The 15,430-nt window shown below is 64.1% G+C and carries 26 protein-coding genes; 6 read left to right on the top strand and 20 right to left on the bottom strand.

The features are described 5' to 3' along the window. Positions 1-5: 5 nt before the first annotated feature. Positions 6-2,819: a TonB-dependent receptor gene (locus N5D91_RS05275; RefSeq protein WP_180853797.1), complete on the bottom strand. Its 2,814-nt coding sequence runs from the start codon at positions 2,817-2,819 to the stop codon at positions 6-8. Between the two features lie 214 nt (positions 2,820-3,033). Here N5D91_RS05275 and apbC point away from each other — a divergent pair, with 214 nt between their 5' ends. Further along, complete coding sequence (gene apbC / locus N5D91_RS05270; RefSeq protein WP_110714355.1) at positions 3,034-3,888, top strand: iron-sulfur cluster carrier protein ApbC; 855 nt, start codon at positions 3,034-3,036, stop codon at positions 3,886-3,888. Between the two features lie 78 nt (positions 3,889-3,966). After that, positions 3,967-4,539 (top strand): dCTP deaminase, encoded by a 573-nt coding sequence (gene dcd / locus N5D91_RS05265; protein WP_010483020.1) that lies wholly within the window; start codon positions 3,967-3,969, stop codon positions 4,537-4,539. Between the two features lie 88 nt (positions 4,540-4,627). On the opposite strand, the gene N5D91_RS05260 is transcribed toward dcd, so the two are convergent. The 3 genes from N5D91_RS05260 to N5D91_RS05250 are packed head-to-tail and all read right to left on the bottom strand — an operon-like array spanning position 4,628 to position 5,901. Next, a complete protein-coding gene (locus N5D91_RS05260; RefSeq protein ID WP_180846270.1) occupies positions 4,628-4,795 on the bottom strand; it encodes a DUF5668 domain-containing protein in 168 nt (55 codons plus the stop codon). 15 nt (positions 4,796-4,810) lie between these two features. After that, positions 4,811-5,233: an HIT family protein gene (locus N5D91_RS05255; protein ID WP_110713023.1), complete on the bottom strand. Its 423-nt coding sequence runs from the start codon at positions 5,231-5,233 to the stop codon at positions 4,811-4,813. Next, the gene (locus N5D91_RS05250; protein WP_180853796.1) at positions 5,230-5,901 is read right to left on the bottom strand and encodes a dienelactone hydrolase family protein; all 672 of its coding nucleotides are present in this window, start codon (positions 5,899-5,901) and stop codon (positions 5,230-5,232) included. Before N5D91_RS05250 ends, N5D91_RS05255 begins: the two co-directional genes overlap by 4 nt. Positions 5,902-6,220: 319 nt before the next feature. On the opposite strand from N5D91_RS05250, the gene N5D91_RS05245 reads away from it, so the two are divergent. After that, on the top strand, positions 6,221-6,685 hold the full coding sequence (locus N5D91_RS05245) for a hypothetical protein (protein WP_279907076.1): 465 nt from the start codon (positions 6,221-6,223) through the stop codon (positions 6,683-6,685). Positions 6,686-6,707: 22 nt separating this feature from the next. Here the strand turns inward: N5D91_RS05245 and N5D91_RS05240 are convergent, their stop codons facing one another. The 12 genes from N5D91_RS05240 to N5D91_RS05185 form a co-directional block, all read right to left on the bottom strand. Further along, complete coding sequence (locus tag N5D91_RS05240) at positions 6,708-6,941, bottom strand: hypothetical protein (RefSeq protein ID WP_279907075.1); 234 nt, start codon at positions 6,939-6,941, stop codon at positions 6,708-6,710. Further along, positions 6,928-7,242 (bottom strand): hypothetical protein, encoded by a 315-nt coding sequence (locus N5D91_RS05235; RefSeq protein WP_279907074.1) that lies wholly within the window; start codon positions 7,240-7,242, stop codon positions 6,928-6,930. Before N5D91_RS05235 ends, N5D91_RS05240 begins: the two co-directional genes overlap by 14 nt. Continuing rightward, the gene (locus N5D91_RS05230) at positions 7,239-7,823 is read right to left on the bottom strand and encodes a hypothetical protein (protein ID WP_279907073.1); all 585 of its coding nucleotides are present in this window, start codon (positions 7,821-7,823) and stop codon (positions 7,239-7,241) included. Before N5D91_RS05230 ends, N5D91_RS05235 begins: the two co-directional genes overlap by 4 nt. Beyond that, the gene (locus N5D91_RS05225; protein WP_279907072.1) at positions 7,820-8,506 is read right to left on the bottom strand and encodes a hypothetical protein; all 687 of its coding nucleotides are present in this window, start codon (positions 8,504-8,506) and stop codon (positions 7,820-7,822) included. Before N5D91_RS05225 ends, N5D91_RS05230 begins: the two co-directional genes overlap by 4 nt. After that, positions 8,499-8,702 carry a hypothetical protein gene (locus N5D91_RS05220; RefSeq protein WP_279907071.1) on the bottom strand — a complete coding sequence of 68 codons (204 nt, stop codon included), beginning with the start codon at positions 8,700-8,702 and terminating at the stop codon, positions 8,499-8,501. The genes N5D91_RS05225 and N5D91_RS05220 overlap by 8 nt, the downstream gene beginning before the upstream one ends. Continuing rightward, positions 8,699-10,210 (bottom strand): hypothetical protein, encoded by a 1,512-nt coding sequence (locus tag N5D91_RS05215; protein ID WP_279907070.1) that lies wholly within the window; start codon positions 10,208-10,210, stop codon positions 8,699-8,701. Before N5D91_RS05215 ends, N5D91_RS05220 begins: the two co-directional genes overlap by 4 nt. After that, on the bottom strand, positions 10,207-10,599 hold the full coding sequence (locus tag N5D91_RS05210; RefSeq protein ID WP_279907069.1) for a hypothetical protein: 393 nt from the start codon (positions 10,597-10,599) through the stop codon (positions 10,207-10,209). Before N5D91_RS05210 ends, N5D91_RS05215 begins: the two co-directional genes overlap by 4 nt. A gap of 7 nt (positions 10,600-10,606) precedes the next feature. Further along, the gene (locus tag N5D91_RS05205; protein WP_180847299.1) at positions 10,607-10,852 is read right to left on the bottom strand and encodes a hypothetical protein; all 246 of its coding nucleotides are present in this window, start codon (positions 10,850-10,852) and stop codon (positions 10,607-10,609) included. Next, positions 10,849-11,175, bottom strand: a complete 327-nt coding sequence (locus N5D91_RS05200; protein ID WP_180860007.1) for a hypothetical protein — start codon at positions 11,173-11,175, stop codon at positions 10,849-10,851. The genes N5D91_RS05205 and N5D91_RS05200 overlap by 4 nt, the downstream gene beginning before the upstream one ends. Further along, positions 11,172-11,444: a hypothetical protein gene (locus N5D91_RS05195; RefSeq protein ID WP_180860010.1), complete on the bottom strand. Its 273-nt coding sequence runs from the start codon at positions 11,442-11,444 to the stop codon at positions 11,172-11,174. The genes N5D91_RS05200 and N5D91_RS05195 overlap by 4 nt, the downstream gene beginning before the upstream one ends. Positions 11,445-11,459: 15 nt before the next feature. Then, positions 11,460-11,708, bottom strand: coding sequence for a hypothetical protein (locus tag N5D91_RS05190; RefSeq protein ID WP_279907068.1), 249 nt, complete (start codon positions 11,706-11,708; stop codon positions 11,460-11,462). A 74-nt stretch (positions 11,709-11,782) separates the two neighbouring features. Then, complete coding sequence (locus tag N5D91_RS05185; RefSeq protein WP_153856539.1) at positions 11,783-11,932, bottom strand: hypothetical protein; 150 nt, start codon at positions 11,930-11,932, stop codon at positions 11,783-11,785. A 106-nt stretch (positions 11,933-12,038) separates the two neighbouring features. Between N5D91_RS05185 and N5D91_RS05180 the strand changes: the two genes are divergently transcribed. After that, positions 12,039-12,332, top strand: a complete 294-nt coding sequence (locus N5D91_RS05180; RefSeq protein WP_279907067.1) for a hypothetical protein — start codon at positions 12,039-12,041, stop codon at positions 12,330-12,332. Between the two features lie 96 nt (positions 12,333-12,428). On the opposite strand, the gene N5D91_RS05175 is transcribed toward N5D91_RS05180, so the two are convergent. Continuing rightward, a complete protein-coding gene (locus N5D91_RS05175; RefSeq protein WP_049400533.1) occupies positions 12,429-12,653 on the bottom strand; it encodes a hypothetical protein in 225 nt (74 codons plus the stop codon). A gap of 182 nt (positions 12,654-12,835) precedes the next feature. Between N5D91_RS05175 and N5D91_RS05170 the strand changes: the two genes are divergently transcribed. Beyond that, positions 12,836-13,438 (top strand): DUF4124 domain-containing protein, encoded by a 603-nt coding sequence (locus N5D91_RS05170; RefSeq protein WP_343238090.1) that lies wholly within the window; start codon positions 12,836-12,838, stop codon positions 13,436-13,438. A 33-nt stretch (positions 13,439-13,471) separates the two neighbouring features. Here the strand turns inward: N5D91_RS05170 and N5D91_RS05165 are convergent, their stop codons facing one another. From N5D91_RS05165 to N5D91_RS05155, 3 genes are all read right to left on the bottom strand, one after another. After that, complete coding sequence (locus N5D91_RS05165) at positions 13,472-13,792, bottom strand: hypothetical protein (RefSeq protein ID WP_279907065.1); 321 nt, start codon at positions 13,790-13,792, stop codon at positions 13,472-13,474. Beyond that, a complete protein-coding gene (locus N5D91_RS05160; RefSeq protein ID WP_279907064.1) occupies positions 13,764-14,318 on the bottom strand; it encodes a hypothetical protein in 555 nt (184 codons plus the stop codon). The genes N5D91_RS05165 and N5D91_RS05160 overlap by 29 nt, the downstream gene beginning before the upstream one ends. Before the next feature lie 225 nt (positions 14,319-14,543). Then, on the bottom strand, positions 14,544-14,774 hold the full coding sequence (locus N5D91_RS05155) for a hypothetical protein (RefSeq protein ID WP_279907063.1): 231 nt from the start codon (positions 14,772-14,774) through the stop codon (positions 14,544-14,546). Positions 14,775-14,842: 68 nt separating this feature from the next. On the opposite strand from N5D91_RS05155, the gene N5D91_RS05150 reads away from it, so the two are divergent. Continuing rightward, on the top strand, positions 14,843-15,373 hold the full coding sequence (locus N5D91_RS05150) for a hypothetical protein (RefSeq protein WP_180847308.1): 531 nt from the start codon (positions 14,843-14,845) through the stop codon (positions 15,371-15,373). Positions 15,374-15,430 lie beyond the last annotated feature (57 nt).

Here is a 15,430-nt window from a genome sequence, read left to right as displayed (position 1 = left end):
CGGGATCAGAAGTTGTACTTGACCTGGGCCGAGATCTGGCGGCCGTAGACGCTGTAGAAGCCGTCATTGAACGGGGTCGATTCGTTGCCCGGGTAGTTGTAGCGCTGGCCTTCCGGCAGCTTGTTGAACACGTTGTTGACCATCAGCGACAGGACCAGATCGTCCTGTGCCTGGTAGTTCATGCTCAGGTTGTACGTGGTGTACGAACCCCACTTGCCGGCCTTGGCGCCGGAAGAGTGGACGTAGCCGTAGCTGCGGCCGGTGTAGGCCAGGTAGTTCGGGGTGCTGCCGACGTAGTTGGCGTACACGGTGGTGGTGAACTTGGCGATGTTCCAGGCCACCGACAGGTCGCCGCGGACCTTGGCGAAGTTGTCGTAGTACCACATGTTGTACGGATCGCTCAGCAGATCCAGCTTGGCGGCACCCGGCATCGGCTGCACTTCACGCTTCAGCATGTTGGTGTAGTTGCCGGAGAACATCAGCGAGCCGAAGCGGCCGATATCCTGCTGGTACTTGGCCGCCACGGTCACCGCTTCCAGGTTCTGGCTGGCAACGTTGAGCTTCGGCGTGTACACGCGGGTCAGGTTGCCACCGGTATCGCGGGACACCCAGTTGGTCACGTCGCCGCAGCTGGCCGAGGTGTTGTTCGGCAGGCCGTTGTGGCACTGGTACTCGGCCAGCAGCAGCTGGTCGCTGCTGAGGGTCTTGACCTCGTTCTTGATCTTCCAGTTGTAGTAGTCCGCCGACAGCGAGAAGTTGCTGACCGGGGCCCACACCACGCCTGCACTCCAGACGTCGGCGGTGATCGGCTTCAGGTCCGGGTTGCCGGACTTTTCGCTGTACACCGAGGTCCCCTTGTAGAACGAGCAGGCCTCGTCACGCAGGCCATAACCCAGCTGGCTGCAGCGGTAGTAGTCGTTCTGGTTGGAGGCGTACGAGCCGCTCATGCCCTGGAAGGCATCGGACAGGGTCGGCGCGCGGAACGCGGTACCGTACTTGCCGCGCAGCAGCAGGCTTTCGATCGGACGGAATTCCAGGCCGATGCTGTAGGTCGCCTTGTCGACGGTCTTGTCGGCGATCTTGAAGGCGTCATAGCGGCCCGATGCACTGACGGTCAGCGTGTCATGCAGCGGCATGCGCAGTTCGCTGGTGACCGCATAGTTGCTGCGGTGGCCGGCGCCGGCGACAGCGGTGGTGCCCCACACGTTGCTGTTCGGGCCGCTGAAGGCCTGATCCGGCGAATAGTCCCAGCCTTCGCTGCCACCTTCCAGCACGACGGCCAGGCCGGCGTCGCCGCCCGGCAGGCTGAACAGCGAACCATTGGTCACCTGCACGCGACCCAGGTTCTGCCAGGTCTTGCTGCGGTGGGTGCCGTAGCCGGTGAAGCTGGCGAACTGGTCCGGGGTGATCGGCGAGTAGAAGGCCGCGTAGTTCGGGTTGTAGATGCCGAACTTGGCTTCCGGGTCCTTCGGGTCGTTGTAGGTGCCCAGACGCTGGCCCATCACGTTCTGGCCGAAGAAGCCATCGATCTTGTCCTTCCAGCGCACGAAGCGGTTCTGGTCCAGGCGGTACTCGCCGCGGGTGAAGCTGGCGCTGTAATCCCAGTTGCCGACCATGCCCTTGCCGCCCAGGGTGACCTGGTAGGCGCGGCTCTCATCGGAGTTGAGGATGTTGTTGTAGTCGCCTTGGCCGATTTCTTCCGGAGCGAAGGAGCGCTGCAGGTTCACGACCTTGCCGGAGTTCTGGTCGTAGAAACCGCCCATGCTCGACTTGGTGCCCCACCACAGGGCGCTGGCGCCGGAGGTGAACTCGGTCTTTTCCTTGCTGTACAGCACGTCGGCGAACAGCTGGAAGTTGTCGTTCACGTCGAAGGTCATCGACGAGTAGAACTGGCCGCTGTTCTTGCCGTTCTTCAGGGTCTTGTAGCCGGCGCTGTACACCGAACCGCAGGACTCGCCCGACGGGCGCTGGCCGACCACGGTGGTGCCGTCGTACAGGCCGGCGACGTTGGCGCAACGGCTCGGGTCCATCATCAGCAGCTTGCTGTCAGCGTTGGTGATGACCGCGAAGTCGTTCGACGGCACCTGTGCGGTGTAGCCGACCGGGTTGTTCTGGCGGGTGATGTCGCGCTGGTAGCCCCAGATCGGGCTGCCGTTCTCGATCTGCACGTTGAACAGTGCATGGAAGCGGTCGTCGAACGCGTTGATGCCCTTGGCAGCGCTGAAGCGGATGTTGCTGCCGCCGCCTTCGGTATAGGTGCCGCCACGGACGGTCATCGTGCCGCCGTCCATGCGCTCCTTGAGGATGATGTTGACCACGCCGGCGATCGCGTCCGAACCGTACAGCGAGGACTGGCCACCCGGCAGCACTTCGATGCGTTCGACGATGTCGATCGGAATGCCGCTGATGTTGTTGAAGGTTTCGCTGCCGTTGTACAGCGCCGGATACGAGAGCATCGGGCGGCCGTTGATCAGGTACTTGGTGTAGCCCGGGTTCAGGCCGAACATGCCGGCGGCTTCGGCGCCCTGGGTGAACGAACCCGAGGTCTGGCCGCCCTGCAGGCCGCCGGTGGTCAGCGAGGACTGCTGCAGCACTTCAGCGACACTGCTGAAACCGCGGGTCTGGATGTCTTCGGCGGTGATGGACATCACCGGGGTCTGGGTCTCGACCTGGGTCTGCGGGATCAGCGAACCGGTGACGGTGATCTTGTCCAGGTTGGTCGCCTTGTCCTGGGCCATTGCCGGTGCGGCGGCCATCAGAGCGGAAATCAGGGCGACGGCGAGCGTGTTGCGACGTGCGGTGTTGCTTACGTATTTCATGTAGTTCCAATGGAGAGCAAAAACAAAAACGGCACTGCGCATGCGCCATCGCGCGGACTGGAAATGCCAGCTCCGCAGCCCAAAACAGTGCGGATCGAACGTAACATGAACTTAACAATCTGTGCACGAATCTGTAGCAATCCTGAATTTCAGTCAGGTTGCGTCCAGCTTGTATGATGCTGGGTTATTCCCCCTGACCCCGCCGGTGCTCGTTGTGAACAGTTCTCCCCGCCGTCCTCATGCAAGCCAGGTCCAGAAGGGACTTACGCCGCATGCCCGCATCCGCAATGTGATCGCGGTTGGTTCGGGCAAGGGCGGCGTCGGCAAGTCCACCACTTCGGTGAACCTGGCCGTGGCGCTGCAGCAGCTGGGCGCCCGTGTTGGTGTGCTGGATGCGGACATCTATGGCCCCAGCGTGCCGGCCATGCTGGGCCTGTCCGGCCGCCCGGAAAGCCCGGACAACAAGAGCATCGAGCCGCTGCGTGCGTTCGGTGTGGATACCATGTCGATCGGCTACCTGATCGAAGAAGACACGCCGATGATCTGGCGTGGCCCGATGGCCACCTCGGCGATGACCCAGCTGTTCAACGACACCCTGTGGGACGACCTGGATTTCCTGCTGATCGATCTGCCGCCGGGCACCGGTGACATCCAGCTGACCCTGACCCAGAAGATTCCGCTGGCCGGTGCGGTGATCGTCACCACCCCGCAGGACATCGCCACGCTGGATGCGAAAAAAGCGCTGAAGATGTTCGAGAAGGTCGAGGTGCCGGTGCTGGGAATCGTCGAGAACATGGCGGTGCATACCTGCAGCAGCTGCGGCCATGTCGAGCACCTGTTCGGCGAAGGCGGCGGCGAGCGCATGGCCGCGCAGTACGGCGTGCCGCTGCTGGGCTCGTTGCCGCTGCAGATCGGCATCCGCGAACAGGGCGATGCAGGCACCCCGATCACCGTGGCCCAGCCGGATTCGGCGCCGGCCCAGGCCTACCGCCATGCCGCACAGCGCCTGATCGAGGAAGTCGGCAAGCGCCCGCGGGCCTCGATCCCGATCCTGTCGTCGCTGCTGTAAGCGCCGTGGCCGGTGCCGCCGGCCGAGGCCGGCCCCCTGCTAGAATCCTCGCGCCCCCTCGTACCCCCAGGACAAAGCATGAGCATCAAGAGTGACCGTTGGATCCGCCGCATGTCCGAGCAGCACGGCATGATCGAGCCGTTCGAGGCCGGGCAGGTCAAGCAGGCCAACGGCGAACGCATCGTCAGCTACGGCACGTCCAGCTATGGCTATGACGTGCGCTGCTCGCGCGAGTTCAAGGTGTTCACCAACATCAACTCGACGATCGTCGATCCCAAGCACTTCGATCCGGGCAGTTTCGTGGATATCGTCGGCGATGAATGCATCATCCCGCCGAACAGTTTCGCGCTGGCGCGTACCGTCGAGTACTTCCGCATTCCGCGCGATACCCTGGTGGTGTGCCTGGGCAAGAGCACCTACGCGCGCTGCGGCATCATCGTCAACGTGACCCCGCTGGAACCGGAGTGGGAAGGCCACGTCACCCTGGAATTCAGCAACACCACGCCGCTGCCGGCGCGCATCTACGCCAACGAAGGTGTGGCGCAGATGCTGTTCTTCCAGGCGGCCGCCGATGACATCTGCGAGACGTCGTACCGCGATCGTGGCGGCAAGTACCAGGGCCAGACCGGCGTGACCCTGCCGCGGACCTGATCGCTCGCGTCATCACCCATCGAAAACGCCGGGACATGCCCGGCGTTTCCGTTTCTGGCGCGTGCCCGGACATGGCCGGGCACTACCCTTATTTGCCGCGACCGAACAGCATCGCGATGCCGACGCCCACCAGGGCCACCGGCCACCAGGTCATCAGCAGCTTGGACAGGTTCAGATGCGTCCAGCCGAGGTTGCTGGCGAGCATGAACAGGCCGATCAGGATCAGCAGGATGGCGGCAACGAGGTTGAATCGCATCGGGTCGGCAAGGGCTCAGGAGTGGGCCGGATATCCTAGCCTTTCCTTCCAGTAGGCGACATGCTGGTCCAGCGCGGCCGGCTCGTAGCGGTGGGCGGGCCCGCTGCCCCAGACCGGGCCCGGCCAGGCCGGATCGCCGTCATGGCGGCCGATCACGTGGAAATGCAATTGGCGCACGATGTTGCCCAGCGCCCCGATGTTGATCTTTTCAACCCCGTCGGAGCCCTTCAGGGCCTTGCAGGCGCGGTTGAGCTCGGTGCGCAGCTTGTCCTGCTGCTCGCCGTCCAGCTCGATCCACTCGGTCACCCCGGCCAGGCGCGGTACCAGCACCAGCCAGGGGAATCGTTCGTCGTTCATCAGCCGCACTTGCGACAACGGTCCTTCGGCCACCAGCACGCTATCGGTGGCCAGGCGTGAATCGAGTTCGAATTCGCTCATCCAAGATGCTCCGAGAAGAAGTCCAGGGTGCGTTGCAGCGCCAGGGTAGCGCTGTCTGGATCATACGCATGTCCGACCTCGCGGTTGAAGGCGTGATCGGCCGGATAGACGAAGGTGGCCATCTGCGGCAGCTTCTCGCGGTGGGCCTGGACCGCCTCCGGTGGGATGCTCTTGTCCTGGGCGCCGAAGTGGAAGATCACCGGGGCCTTGGGCGCCTCATCGAGGAACTGCACGTTGCGCGCACCGTAGTAGCTGACCGAGGGCAGGCCCAGCCGCACTGCCGACAGCATCGCCACGGTACCGCCCCAGCAGTAGCCGACCGTGCCGACCTTGCCGTAGGGAGCCAGTCGGGTTGCCGCGGCGCGGACCACTTCCAGTGCCTTCTCCATGCCCAGTGCGGCGACCCGTTCCAGGCCGTCCTTCACGCCCTCGGGGCTGTAGGGGAGGGCGTCGGGGTCGGCATCGGGGCCGTCGATCAGGTCGAAGAACGACGGCGCCAGCACCGCGTAGCCCTCGGCGGCGAAGCGCTCGGCCACGCTGCGGATGTGCGGGTTGGCGCCGAAGATCTCCTGCACCACCACCAGCCCGCCACGCGGGGTACCTTCCGGCAGGGCCTGCCAGGCCCGTACCGGGCCGTGATGCGTATCCAGGGTGATCCACTCGGCCATCGTCATCTACCTCGTTGCGGGGAACAGGACTGCATTGTCGGTGCTGCGCGGGTTAGCGCGGTGTCAGCGGCTGTGCGTGATCGGGCGACTGGGCGTTCAGAGGGCGGCTGCCAACCCCGGTATACTGGCGCCCTTTCAGGCCCCGGCCCCCAGGAACCCCTGCCATGGCGGCAGGGGCCCAGGCCCCCAGAGTCCCGCGATTCCATGTCCCAGCTGAACCCCAAAGTCGGCTTCGTCAGCCTTGGCTGCCCGAAAGAGGTCTGAAATAGACTTTGGGCGCGTTAGACTTGCTGTGTTCATAACAACATGCGGAGCAAGGATGAACCCATCGAACCCGGCAAAGCTGTACAGCCACGTCGTAGAGTGGTTGGAGCGGAAAGGCGTCGACAAGGGCGGAAAAGTCAATGTGGATGACGTGGTTCACGGGGTGGGCTTTCCAGTGCGCCCTTCCCGGGATTCGGTTGTGAGTGTTCTGGAAACGCTCTACGAGGCCGGTTCCCTGGCGCGCGATGGCTCCAACTACACGCTCACGGAAAAGGGGGAGCGCGATCTTTACTTGGGCACTGACAAGGATCTAGTCGAGGATGTAATTGCAGACCTCAAAAATTACATGCTTCTGCAGTCTTCGCGAACATTCGACTTCAAGGTCTATCGTACGGAGATGCGTACGCGCTTGAACCCCAGGCAGGAACGTATGGTGAGCCCAGCCATCAATGTCCTTGTTAACGAGGGCTACTGGACTCATTCTGGTCAGTTGGTCTACACCTTGACCGGGAATGATTAGCGAAGCCGCAGAGCCTTTGGGGTTATGGGTGCTTGATTGCACGCAGGTGCCCGTGCCCCCGCAAGTGATTGCGATAAGCCTCAACCGCTGCTGACCATGCGGCCCGTGCCACTTCGGGACCGGCAGCGATGACATTGCCGCGGCTGTCGATCACAGCGAGCTGGGCCGGTCGGCCCTCGCCGTCGGTGACCGTGATCCCTTCAAAGATCACGGCACCGATAGTCGGCGGTTCTTCGATCTTTTCAGCTGCGCCCATGGCGACCCCCTATCGCGCGCTGTTGCTGCGATTGTTCGGCCAAGCCCAGTTTGAACTGCACCACGTTGTCGGCGACTGCCGGCGCTGGCGACGGCCGCGCGCTGCGCGCGGGGCGGTTGAGCCTGCGCCAGGCAGCAATGGCCGCATCGGGATCAGCATGCTTGCTGGTCGACCTGCAGGCGCACTCGACCAGGTGGCCGCCACCGGCGGACGCACAGCGCTTGTCGTGGATGTGGCGCGCGCGGTGGCCGGCGGCGCAGTTCGGCAACCCTTCCGGGTGGCTGATATGTTCCTGGGTCATGGCTTGTTGCACTCCTCGATGTGGGCTTCGAGCTTTTCGATAAGGAAGGTGGCTTCGGTGGCCCTGCGGCGGCGTTCGTGTGTGCTGACCGGCGCGGGACCGGCATCGCGGATCCACTTCAGCGGCTCAAGGAGCCAGCTCGGGTCGACAGGCAGCAGCTTGCGAGGGTCGGGCTTGTTGTCAGGCGGGAAACAATCCGGCCCCGCCCAGTCCTCGCTCATTCCGCAGCGTGTGCACACGCGCCGCTGGAAGTCGTGGACCTTCTCTGGCTGGATTACGCGCGGCGTCTCGAACAGGGCGCGGACAACGAGGCCACGCTGGTGGGCAGCGTAGACGTGCCCTGCGTCGGCCTGCATCCAGCAGCCTGGCCGGTGATCGTCCTTGTGGCGGTACTCCCAGCGCACTGGCTGTGCGGTGTAGAGCGCTTTCAGCAGGGTGTCAGCCCAAGCACGCACCTCGCGGCCTTCAACTGCGGTGGCCGGATCGACATGACGCATGGCAGAGACAACCGCGGCAACGGGCGACGATGCCTTGGTGGCCTCGACAGCCGTGGTCGGGGAAATGGGCAGTGGTGCGGTCATGCGAACAGATCCAGTTGGGCCGGCGCGGCCGGCTGAGGGGCGGCGATGGCCAAGGGCGACGGCCTTACGCGGATCAGGCACTCTCCCTCGCCACGCATCTGCCACGGTCTGCCGGCGATGGGCACAAGGTCGTGGAAGCCACCACCACCGCCCACGCGGTCCTTGATCTTCACCTGGTAGTAGTCCCTGCCGCCGAACTGTGTGTGGTGCCCGACATGCGGCCGCACGGCGACGACCGTGAAAACGGGAATCAGAAGGTGCCACTCGCTGGCCCGAACTTCATCGTCGTAGTGCCACGAGCCATCCAGATCGCGGTCCATCGAGATAACCTGATCGCCCACTCTGAAAGGCTCCAGGCTCTCGACGTTGCCGTGCGCAGACTTGTGGACCGGCGGGAAGAAGTCGCAGATGGGGAAGAAAAGCCCGCGGCCGTTAGCGTCAGTGAACTCGGCAATAGGGAAGTAGGCAACGGCGATGCCGCCATCCCGCATCAGGTAGAAGGCAGTGCCGCACGGGGTCGGCCCGGCCGCCTCGTGCTTCCGCAGCGACTGGCGCGACCAGCCGCTTTCCAGCAGGTCTAGGATGACGCGCTCTGCGAGATCCATTCCGATCTCCCGATGCATCACGCGTTCGCGCTGGTGGAACACGTGGACCATTGCAGCGGTGAGCAGCTGGTCAGCCATGGGCTTCGGGCTCCTGCGTCGTGGCAGGCTGAGCCATCTCGGCGTGCCGCTTGAAGATGCGCATCTGCAGCGCGATGCATTCGGCTGCCATGTCCAGAGACTCGACGCCGATATGCTCGGGCACATGCAGCACCACCTCGCTACCCTCGGGGATCGAGCAGCGCATGGTTCGGTAGACGACAGGAGCGCGGCTCATTTGCCCACCGCCTGGCTGTCCGTCAATGCCTGCTCGGCGCAATTCGCGCGGCTGTTGGCATAGGCCCTGATCTCACTGGCGGTTTCAAGGAACTCGGTTTCCTTGGTCGAGTCCGCAATCGTCCTCAGTGACCTTGCTGCGGCCCACAGTGCTTCACGCATCTTCACCTGCAAGGCGGCGTCCGCGAGCGCAGCCTGCCAGAGCGGCTCAGCCCAGTGACCGGCCGGCGGCGGCGTGTGGCCCTGCGCGCCGACCATCAACGTGCCGGTGATCACGTCGCACACGCGGGCGCGGATACCTGCCGGGTCGGCATCGAGCGAGTAGGGCAGGTCCACGGCCTGCGCGGGCGGGGCGATCATTTCCGTGGTGCCACGAAGATGATCCGGCTCCCCCACCGGCTGGCGGGCGGCGAGGGCGTCAACTACGCAAGCCAGCAGCTCCGGGCGACCGCCAATGTCGTATTCGTGGTGGCACAGGTGGTCGGTGATGTGCTCAGCGAGTGAGCGCGCATCCCCCTGACCACCCGGGGAGGGCTGGGCGGAGAGGGCGGCGCGCGGAATGTTCTGCTCTACGATCACCACTCTGGGCTTGTACATTTCCAACGCACCGATCCAGTCGGCGTGGGTCACGCGCTTTTCCTCATCGCCGTTGACCCACTCGACTTCCAGGCCAAGTGCTTTGCACAGGATCTCGATCTCGCCAGCAATGGCGCTCTTTCCGCTGCCGGTTAAGCCCGAGACTTCGACGCGGACCTCGCCATCCTTTGGGCGATCCCCCAGCCTCACCCTCCCACCGGGCTGCGCGTTCGCCAGGGTAGGGGCAGCGATAGGCCAGTTCATTGCAGCGATTGCCAGCGGCCGCACGAACCATGCTGCTGGGCCATCTTCGGTATCACCTAGCCACACCAGGCGCCAATCTGCGCCGGGGCCAATGGGCTGCCACGCGCGCATCTCGTCCCAGTAACGGTGGTCGCCGGTCTCCACGGCTTCGTCGGTGAAATCGCCAAACGTCACCTGCAGGTCGAATCCCTGTGCGAGGAACAACGGCCGCAGCGACACCTCGCGACCGTCAGCCCACATCGGCACATCCGGATGGCACGGGATCTCGCCGTCGGCGTTGCGCGCCGGGAGGCGACTGGGGTGGTACAGGCCGCGCCATGGGTCGGCCGGATCGACCACGGTGCGAGTCTGATTCCTGACCAGCTCCAGCAATTCAGTCGCCTGCGCCAGCCGGGCACGGGTGGTATCGCAGAGCGGCGTGTCGCCGTCCTGCAGGCTGCTACGCAGCGTCGAGAAATACGCGGCTACGGGGGCTTCGAACACGCGCAGATCCTGCAAGCGAGGCAGGCGGTGATGCAGGTCGCGCAGCGCGGTTTGGGCTTGGGCGAGCGTGATGGCCTTCGCCTGGTTGGGCAGCCACACAGCTTCGACAGCGATCGCACTGATCGTTTCGAATGCCTCGCGCAGAACGGGGCAGTTTGTTGGAAGAATCGTGAGATTCGCGGTCATTGGGTGGCCTGATCGAATTGAGTGAAGGTGTTCACGAAAGCGCCGGCCAGCGGCGCATCGCATCTGGCGGGCGCGTCTTCGGTAGGGCGGTGGGGAAACGGCGGCATGCGGCGGTAGCGGCAGTTGGGATCGGCTGCGTACTGCCCGTCTTTGAGCCGGATAGCTTGGTACTGAGGGAAAGCCTCATCAGGCAATGTCCGGCGCGCCTCCTGGATCAGCGCGACAAAACGCGCTTGCCAGTCCAAGGGCATGGATTGCAAGGTGCGGCGCGGCAGCACCAGGTAGGCAGCACGACTGAGGCCGAAGGCGTGCCATACCGGGCCATCGGAATAGGTGCTACCCGGCCTGCCGGGCTCGATGACAGTAGCTGTGTGCGATTCGCTGCTCATGCAGGCCTCAGTCGATCTCATGGGCTGCCGTGCACATGTCGCGCATCGCGGAGCCATGATCGAGGACGCGCGACGAATGGTGCGCGATTGCGTGCGGATTGTTGGTCAGGACGAGCGTGCCCTCCAGTGGATACGCGGTGTGGCCGTCCCAGTCGTCCAGCACCTCCTGCAGGCCGAAGTGTGCGCGCAGCTCCTGCGCGTTAGAGGTCTTGCCGCAGCGTTGCGGCCCGTAGATGACAACAGAGCGGTTCATGCGGCGATTCCTCGCGTGCGGCGCGTAGCGCGGTTGTTGGGGGAGATCGAACGAACACGCACGCCCTGGCGGTCGAGCCAGCGGTGCGCGGCCTGTGCGGCAAGTCGGTTGAGGGAAAAGGAGACGCCGCCGAGGGTGAGCGAGTGGTGCGATACCCCCACGCTCCGGCTGGCGCTAGCGGCGACCTTCAGGAGCGACTCGCGCGGCGCGGCGGTGTAAAGGCCGGCCCAGAGCCAGCCCTGGCACACCATCAGGACGAGCGACTCGCCCTGATGGCCGGTGGCGAATTGCTGCTCCACAGGCAGCGTGGTCTGCACGCTCATGCCGTCAGCGCCAGGTCGCGTGCCTTGGCGATCTCGGCCTCGGCTGCGGCGATGCCAGAGGCGGTCAATGTCGCCTTGCGCGGCAGCTGCGGATCGTCGTAGCGGATCAGCACGCGCTCATCCAGCCAGTTCATGACGCGGCGCGTGAACAGCTTCTCGGGGCGGTTGCGGGGCGCGAATCCGTTGGCGGTGCGGTGGAGGGTGAGGTCGGAAGCGCCATGCGCTGCGAGCAACGCGGCTTTTTCCTTCGGTTTCAGTGGAGCGGCCATGGGCAGTTCTCCTGGTCAGGCAGCGATGGACGTGCAAGGGGAAGCGGCGGCGATCTCGGCCAGGACTTCCCCGCGATGGCGGGCGAGCAGGGAGATCGGGATGCGCAGGTGGACAAGGCTCGGATCGGTCCAGCGCAGCTCGGCCAGCGCGGCCTTTTCCATCGGTACCGGACGCGTGGCGAGGCCACACCGATGGCATTCGATGTGCAGCAGCGGCGGGCAGGGCGCGCCCAGGCGATGGCCGGTCGGGGCGCCTTCGGTCACGACGAGTTGCGGTCGATGGCCGGGCGCGCACAGGGGCACTGAGTCGGGAAGCGGGCGAGCGGTCTGGCGCATGGTCAGCCCCTCACCGAAGTGCTGAGCGTCCAGCGCGCCTTGGCCGCATCACGGTCGGCGTTCGCCTGGTTGATCTCAGCGATGCGCAGCGGTACGACAACCGCGGCCAACAGCGCGACAGCTGCCCAGGCGAGTCGGAGACGGCGGCTCACGGGGCACCCCCTTCCTGGTCGTGGGACGGTGCGTGCGGCGAGGTAGGCGCCGCCCCCCTTGCGGTAGGCTGGATGTGCCAACAACACAGCCCGCAAGGAGGGCGACATGAGCACGAAGGATCCGCAGCAGGAACAGATCCGGAATCAGCGCAATGAGGCGCGGAAGAAGATGTATGAGGTTCAGGGCAGCCTGAGCTACTTCCTGGAGGTGTTTGGGGATGGCCTTGCTGCTCGCCAAGGTTGGAAGAACGATCTCGATGGCATCGATGCTGTGCACTACTTCTTGATCCAGAAGCACAACTGGACACCAGCGCAGGTGCGGTCGATGACGCACGAAGACTTGCGATTTGCGCTGAGCGAAGAGATGCAAGGCTGGACTGTGCCGAAAGGCACGCCCTGACGTGGGGTTCAGCGCTTCGTTCTGCACGTAGCGCCAGCAGCTGGCTGCGCAGTTCATGGGACTGCGCAGTCAGTGTCTGAAGTTCAGTCGGCGCGCTCATGCCCGCACCTCGGCCGACATGTCCCGTGAGCAGGCTTCCAGGCGGAGGCTGGCGACACCCATGCGCCGGGAGCGGCGCAGCTGGTTGCGGCTGTGTTCGCCCTTGCTGCGAACCCACAGGGTCCGGGCGGTGCTGTGATCGCGTGCTGCCACTGCCCGCAGGGCCTTCACGGCCAACAACGGCAGCAGGCAGGGGCTTGGATCGGCGTAGCGATGAGACATGGCGCGCTCCTGGTCGAAGGAGGGCACCGGCGGGTCACTGGCCGAGGGGGCAGCTGCTGCCGGCCAGGGAGAGGCCGACAGGGTGGCGACCCGCCGGTCGCCCGCCGGTCATTGGCCGGCGAGAGAATTTATCCCATAGCTAAATTTGCATTGCAATAGCTGTCGGCTAAATTTGTCGTGTGATGCTGAAAAAGGGATGGGCACGCCCGATAATTCCCACGCATACAGGGGCCAGGGAGGCTGCAATGTTGAGCAGGTTGGTGGTGCTAGGGGTTGCGCTTGCGGTTTCGCCTTGGGTTTCGGCAGAGGTGTTCAAGTGCAAGGGGGCAAACGGGGAGACGGTCTACTCGCAAGCCCCTTGTTCCGCAGGCGCAGCGCCGATGAAGCTGCGTCCTAACCGAGCTTCCACGGAGAGTTCGGGCGAGGCTGCCAATCGCGCGGCGGTGTATCAAACGACTGAGCTTGCGGATGCCGGCATAGCCGAACGCAACTGCCTGTCTTCGGAGCAAAGCAGGATCTACGGCCCGGTCAACGCGCGGGGCCGGGATATGTCACGCCAGATCTCCGCTCTAAACCGTGAACTGGCTACCGCAATGAATAACCTTGCAGGCGCCACGTACGCGTCTGGGATACGCTCTCAGATTGCGAGCCTGCAGCAGGCCCAGACAGCGGAAAGGATTTCGGCCGACAGCCAGATGGCCGAAGCCAGGAGGCGATGTGGTGAAGCTCGTAGTGAACGTGAGCGCGCCACGCGGGAAAAATACTCGGGTGCCGGCACGCCATAGGAGTGGGCGCTTAGCGCGCCCACTTGCCTTGGTTCAGATCCAGGTGTCCTGGATGGAAACGTCTCTGATGAAGCCAGCTTCATCCAAAGGAACGCCATCCATGCAACACTCCCTGGCGGCTTCCATTTCCCGATGCAGACGCACTAGTGCATCGTTTTCAAGGCAGTCGATTCCTGGCGTGTTGAACGTTGCCTGATCGATCAGGCAGCCGAGGTTGTAGTGATCGCGGAGCCAGCGGATACGACGGAGTATGCTGTCTCGCGTAACATTATCGACGGTTGATGGCCTGGGGGCTTCGACCAATCGCAGCTTGGGCTTTTGCCCATCACGCCTTGCGACGCGCTGGGCGATCACCTGGGCCAATGCTTCGAGTGTCCCGGCGGCCGGGGGTTCCTTCTTCTGGTTCTCCATCCTTCTCCCTGAGCCTTTGCGCAAGAGCCTTGCTGAAGTCGATCAGGTTATCGGGTGTTACCGTCGCCTCACCTCGGTGATAGAGGTACTCGTAGGCGTAAGCCAGTGGCGTACCGTCTTCTTCATTGCTGAAGTCATCAATCCCGAGGTTGGCGAACGTGAGCCTAACGAGCCTGATCGCGGAGGCGATGATCTCAGGGTCGATTCGCAGATCCTGAGAACCGGCAGCAGCCGCACCTGCAGCAGCGTCGTCGGACCTTGGTTGGTCCAGCCAGCCATGTGATAACCCGGCTGCGCGCTCGATCTTGCGCGCGGCGTCATCCCCTAATTTCTTTCCGCTCAGAAGCTGGTTGAGGTAAGAGGGGGCCATATCCAGATGGATGGCGATCGCCTTCTGCGTCCCCAGTTGGGGTTTGAGTGTGGCGACCAGGGCCTGAAGGTTGATGTGTCTGGCGGTGATGGCATCCATACCGGAAGCGTAGCTAGTAGCTAAACACGGTTGTTTCGCCATCAGGTTGACAATGTCATATAGCTGCGGGCTAAATACTGGCCCTATGGACCTACTCACCTTCATTTCGGATCCCGAACGTAAGCGGCGCCTCGCTGCCATGACCGGCAGTTCTGAGGGCTACCTGTGGCAGTGCGCAACTGGATGGAGGAACAAGAAGCCCAGTCCGAGCTTGGCGCGAAAGATTCAGCTGGCGTCGGTTGAGATCGGCAATTCGTTGGGGTGCGAGCCGTTGGCATTGGCGGCAATCCGCCCCGACATCTGGCCGGCTGAAACGGTATGAAGTCCCCGGCCTACGAGAGCCAGGCTCGCCGGTGCGAACAGCACCGCGACCACACCGCCGCAACCCGAAACGGCGGAGTACGTGCGGATTGCGGTGAAGCGCATTCGCTGCGGGAAGCTGATGATCTCTGCCATGGCGCCAATGATGCGCCGAGCGCCGCCCGCCTTCCCACGATGATCGATGGCGCACTTCAGGGGGCAACGTGACCTGCCTCCGCTCTGACCTGTACTGGCGGGATGCGCTGCACAACGCGGTGGCCCGCGCCCCTGGTGGTCTACAGGATGCGGCCGCGCATATCAGCAGGCGCCGAGGCAAATCGATATCGGCCGAGACGCTGCGGAAGAAGCTTCGGGGTATCGATGGTGAGTCGATCTCCATGGAGATGGCCGAGATCCTGACGGACTACCTGCAGCTGTTCGTTGGTACGCAGGGGATTGCGACCGACTGGGTGTGCTCCCTCGCAGGGCAGTACGACCTGATGGTCGACTACGTGCCCCCGCCGCCCCTGGGCGGTTGGCCCGACGAGCTGGCGGCGATCCAGTCAAAGCTGCTGGAGCTGCACAAGCTGACCGGGGCATTGGCCGGTGCGGGCATCGATGCGATAGCCGATCAGCGCCTGACCGTTCCCGAGGCGGATCGAATCCAGGACCTGTCGCGCGAGGTTCGCCGGCTCTGCTACCGACTGGAGCGAAACGCTTGCCGTGCTGCTGGTCAACAGGGGATGGAGGACTGACGTGGCAACCCACCACGCCCATCGATCCCGATATCGACGGCGTGGCATAGCCAGCGC

This window comes from Stenotrophomonas sp. GD03794 (genome assembly GCF_029842145.1).
Lineage (GTDB): Bacteria > Pseudomonadota > Gammaproteobacteria > Xanthomonadales > Xanthomonadaceae > Stenotrophomonas > Stenotrophomonas riyadhensis.
The sequence above is the reverse complement of the archived record's forward strand: the minus strand, read 5'-3'. Positions and strand labels throughout refer to the sequence as shown.

What these genes read in the sequence shown, in the direction of transcription:
- N5D91_RS05275 (WP_180853797.1), bottom strand. Translation starts at nt 2,819, where the DNA reads ATGAAATACGTAAGCAACACCGCACGTCGCAACACGCTCGCCGTCGCC.
- dcd (WP_010483020.1), top strand. Translation starts at nt 3,967, where the DNA reads ATGAGCATCAAGAGTGACCGTTGGATCCGCCGCATGTCCGAGCAGCAC.
- N5D91_RS05260 (WP_180846270.1), bottom strand. Translation starts at nt 4,795, where the DNA reads ATGCGATTCAACCTCGTTGCCGCCATCCTGCTGATCCTGATCGGCCTG.
- N5D91_RS05255 (WP_110713023.1), bottom strand. Translation starts at nt 5,233, where the DNA reads ATGAGCGAATTCGAACTCGATTCACGCCTGGCCACCGATAGCGTGCTG.
- N5D91_RS05250 (WP_180853796.1), bottom strand. Translation starts at nt 5,901, where the DNA reads ATGGCCGAGTGGATCACCCTGGATACGCATCACGGCCCGGTACGGGCC.
- N5D91_RS05245 (WP_279907076.1), top strand. Translation starts at nt 6,221, where the DNA reads ATGAACCCATCGAACCCGGCAAAGCTGTACAGCCACGTCGTAGAGTGG.
- N5D91_RS05240 (WP_279907075.1), bottom strand. Translation starts at nt 6,941, where the DNA reads ATGGGCGCAGCTGAAAAGATCGAAGAACCGCCGACTATCGGTGCCGTG.
- N5D91_RS05235 (WP_279907074.1), bottom strand. Translation starts at nt 7,242, where the DNA reads ATGACCCAGGAACATATCAGCCACCCGGAAGGGTTGCCGAACTGCGCC.
- N5D91_RS05230 (WP_279907073.1), bottom strand. Translation starts at nt 7,823, where the DNA reads ATGACCGCACCACTGCCCATTTCCCCGACCACGGCTGTCGAGGCCACC.
- N5D91_RS05225 (WP_279907072.1), bottom strand. Translation starts at nt 8,506, where the DNA reads ATGGCTGACCAGCTGCTCACCGCTGCAATGGTCCACGTGTTCCACCAG.
- N5D91_RS05220 (WP_279907071.1), bottom strand. Translation starts at nt 8,702, where the DNA reads ATGAGCCGCGCTCCTGTCGTCTACCGAACCATGCGCTGCTCGATCCCC.
- N5D91_RS05215 (WP_279907070.1), bottom strand. Translation starts at nt 10,210, where the DNA reads ATGACCGCGAATCTCACGATTCTTCCAACAAACTGCCCCGTTCTGCGC.
- N5D91_RS05210 (WP_279907069.1), bottom strand. Translation starts at nt 10,599, where the DNA reads ATGAGCAGCGAATCGCACACAGCTACTGTCATCGAGCCCGGCAGGCCG.
- N5D91_RS05205 (WP_180847299.1), bottom strand. Translation starts at nt 10,852, where the DNA reads ATGAACCGCTCTGTTGTCATCTACGGGCCGCAACGCTGCGGCAAGACC.
- N5D91_RS05200 (WP_180860007.1), bottom strand. Translation starts at nt 11,175, where the DNA reads ATGAGCGTGCAGACCACGCTGCCTGTGGAGCAGCAATTCGCCACCGGC.
- N5D91_RS05195 (WP_180860010.1), bottom strand. Translation starts at nt 11,444, where the DNA reads ATGGCCGCTCCACTGAAACCGAAGGAAAAAGCCGCGTTGCTCGCAGCG.
- N5D91_RS05180 (WP_279907067.1), top strand. Translation starts at nt 12,039, where the DNA reads ATGAGCACGAAGGATCCGCAGCAGGAACAGATCCGGAATCAGCGCAAT.
- N5D91_RS05175 (WP_049400533.1), bottom strand. Translation starts at nt 12,653, where the DNA reads ATGTCTCATCGCTACGCCGATCCAAGCCCCTGCCTGCTGCCGTTGTTG.
- N5D91_RS05170 (WP_343238090.1), top strand. Translation starts at nt 12,836, where the DNA reads ATGCTGAAAAAGGGATGGGCACGCCCGATAATTCCCACGCATACAGGG.
- N5D91_RS05160 (WP_279907064.1), bottom strand. Translation starts at nt 14,318, where the DNA reads ATGGATGCCATCACCGCCAGACACATCAACCTTCAGGCCCTGGTCGCC.
- N5D91_RS05155 (WP_279907063.1), bottom strand. Translation starts at nt 14,774, where the DNA reads ATGGCAGAGATCATCAGCTTCCCGCAGCGAATGCGCTTCACCGCAATC.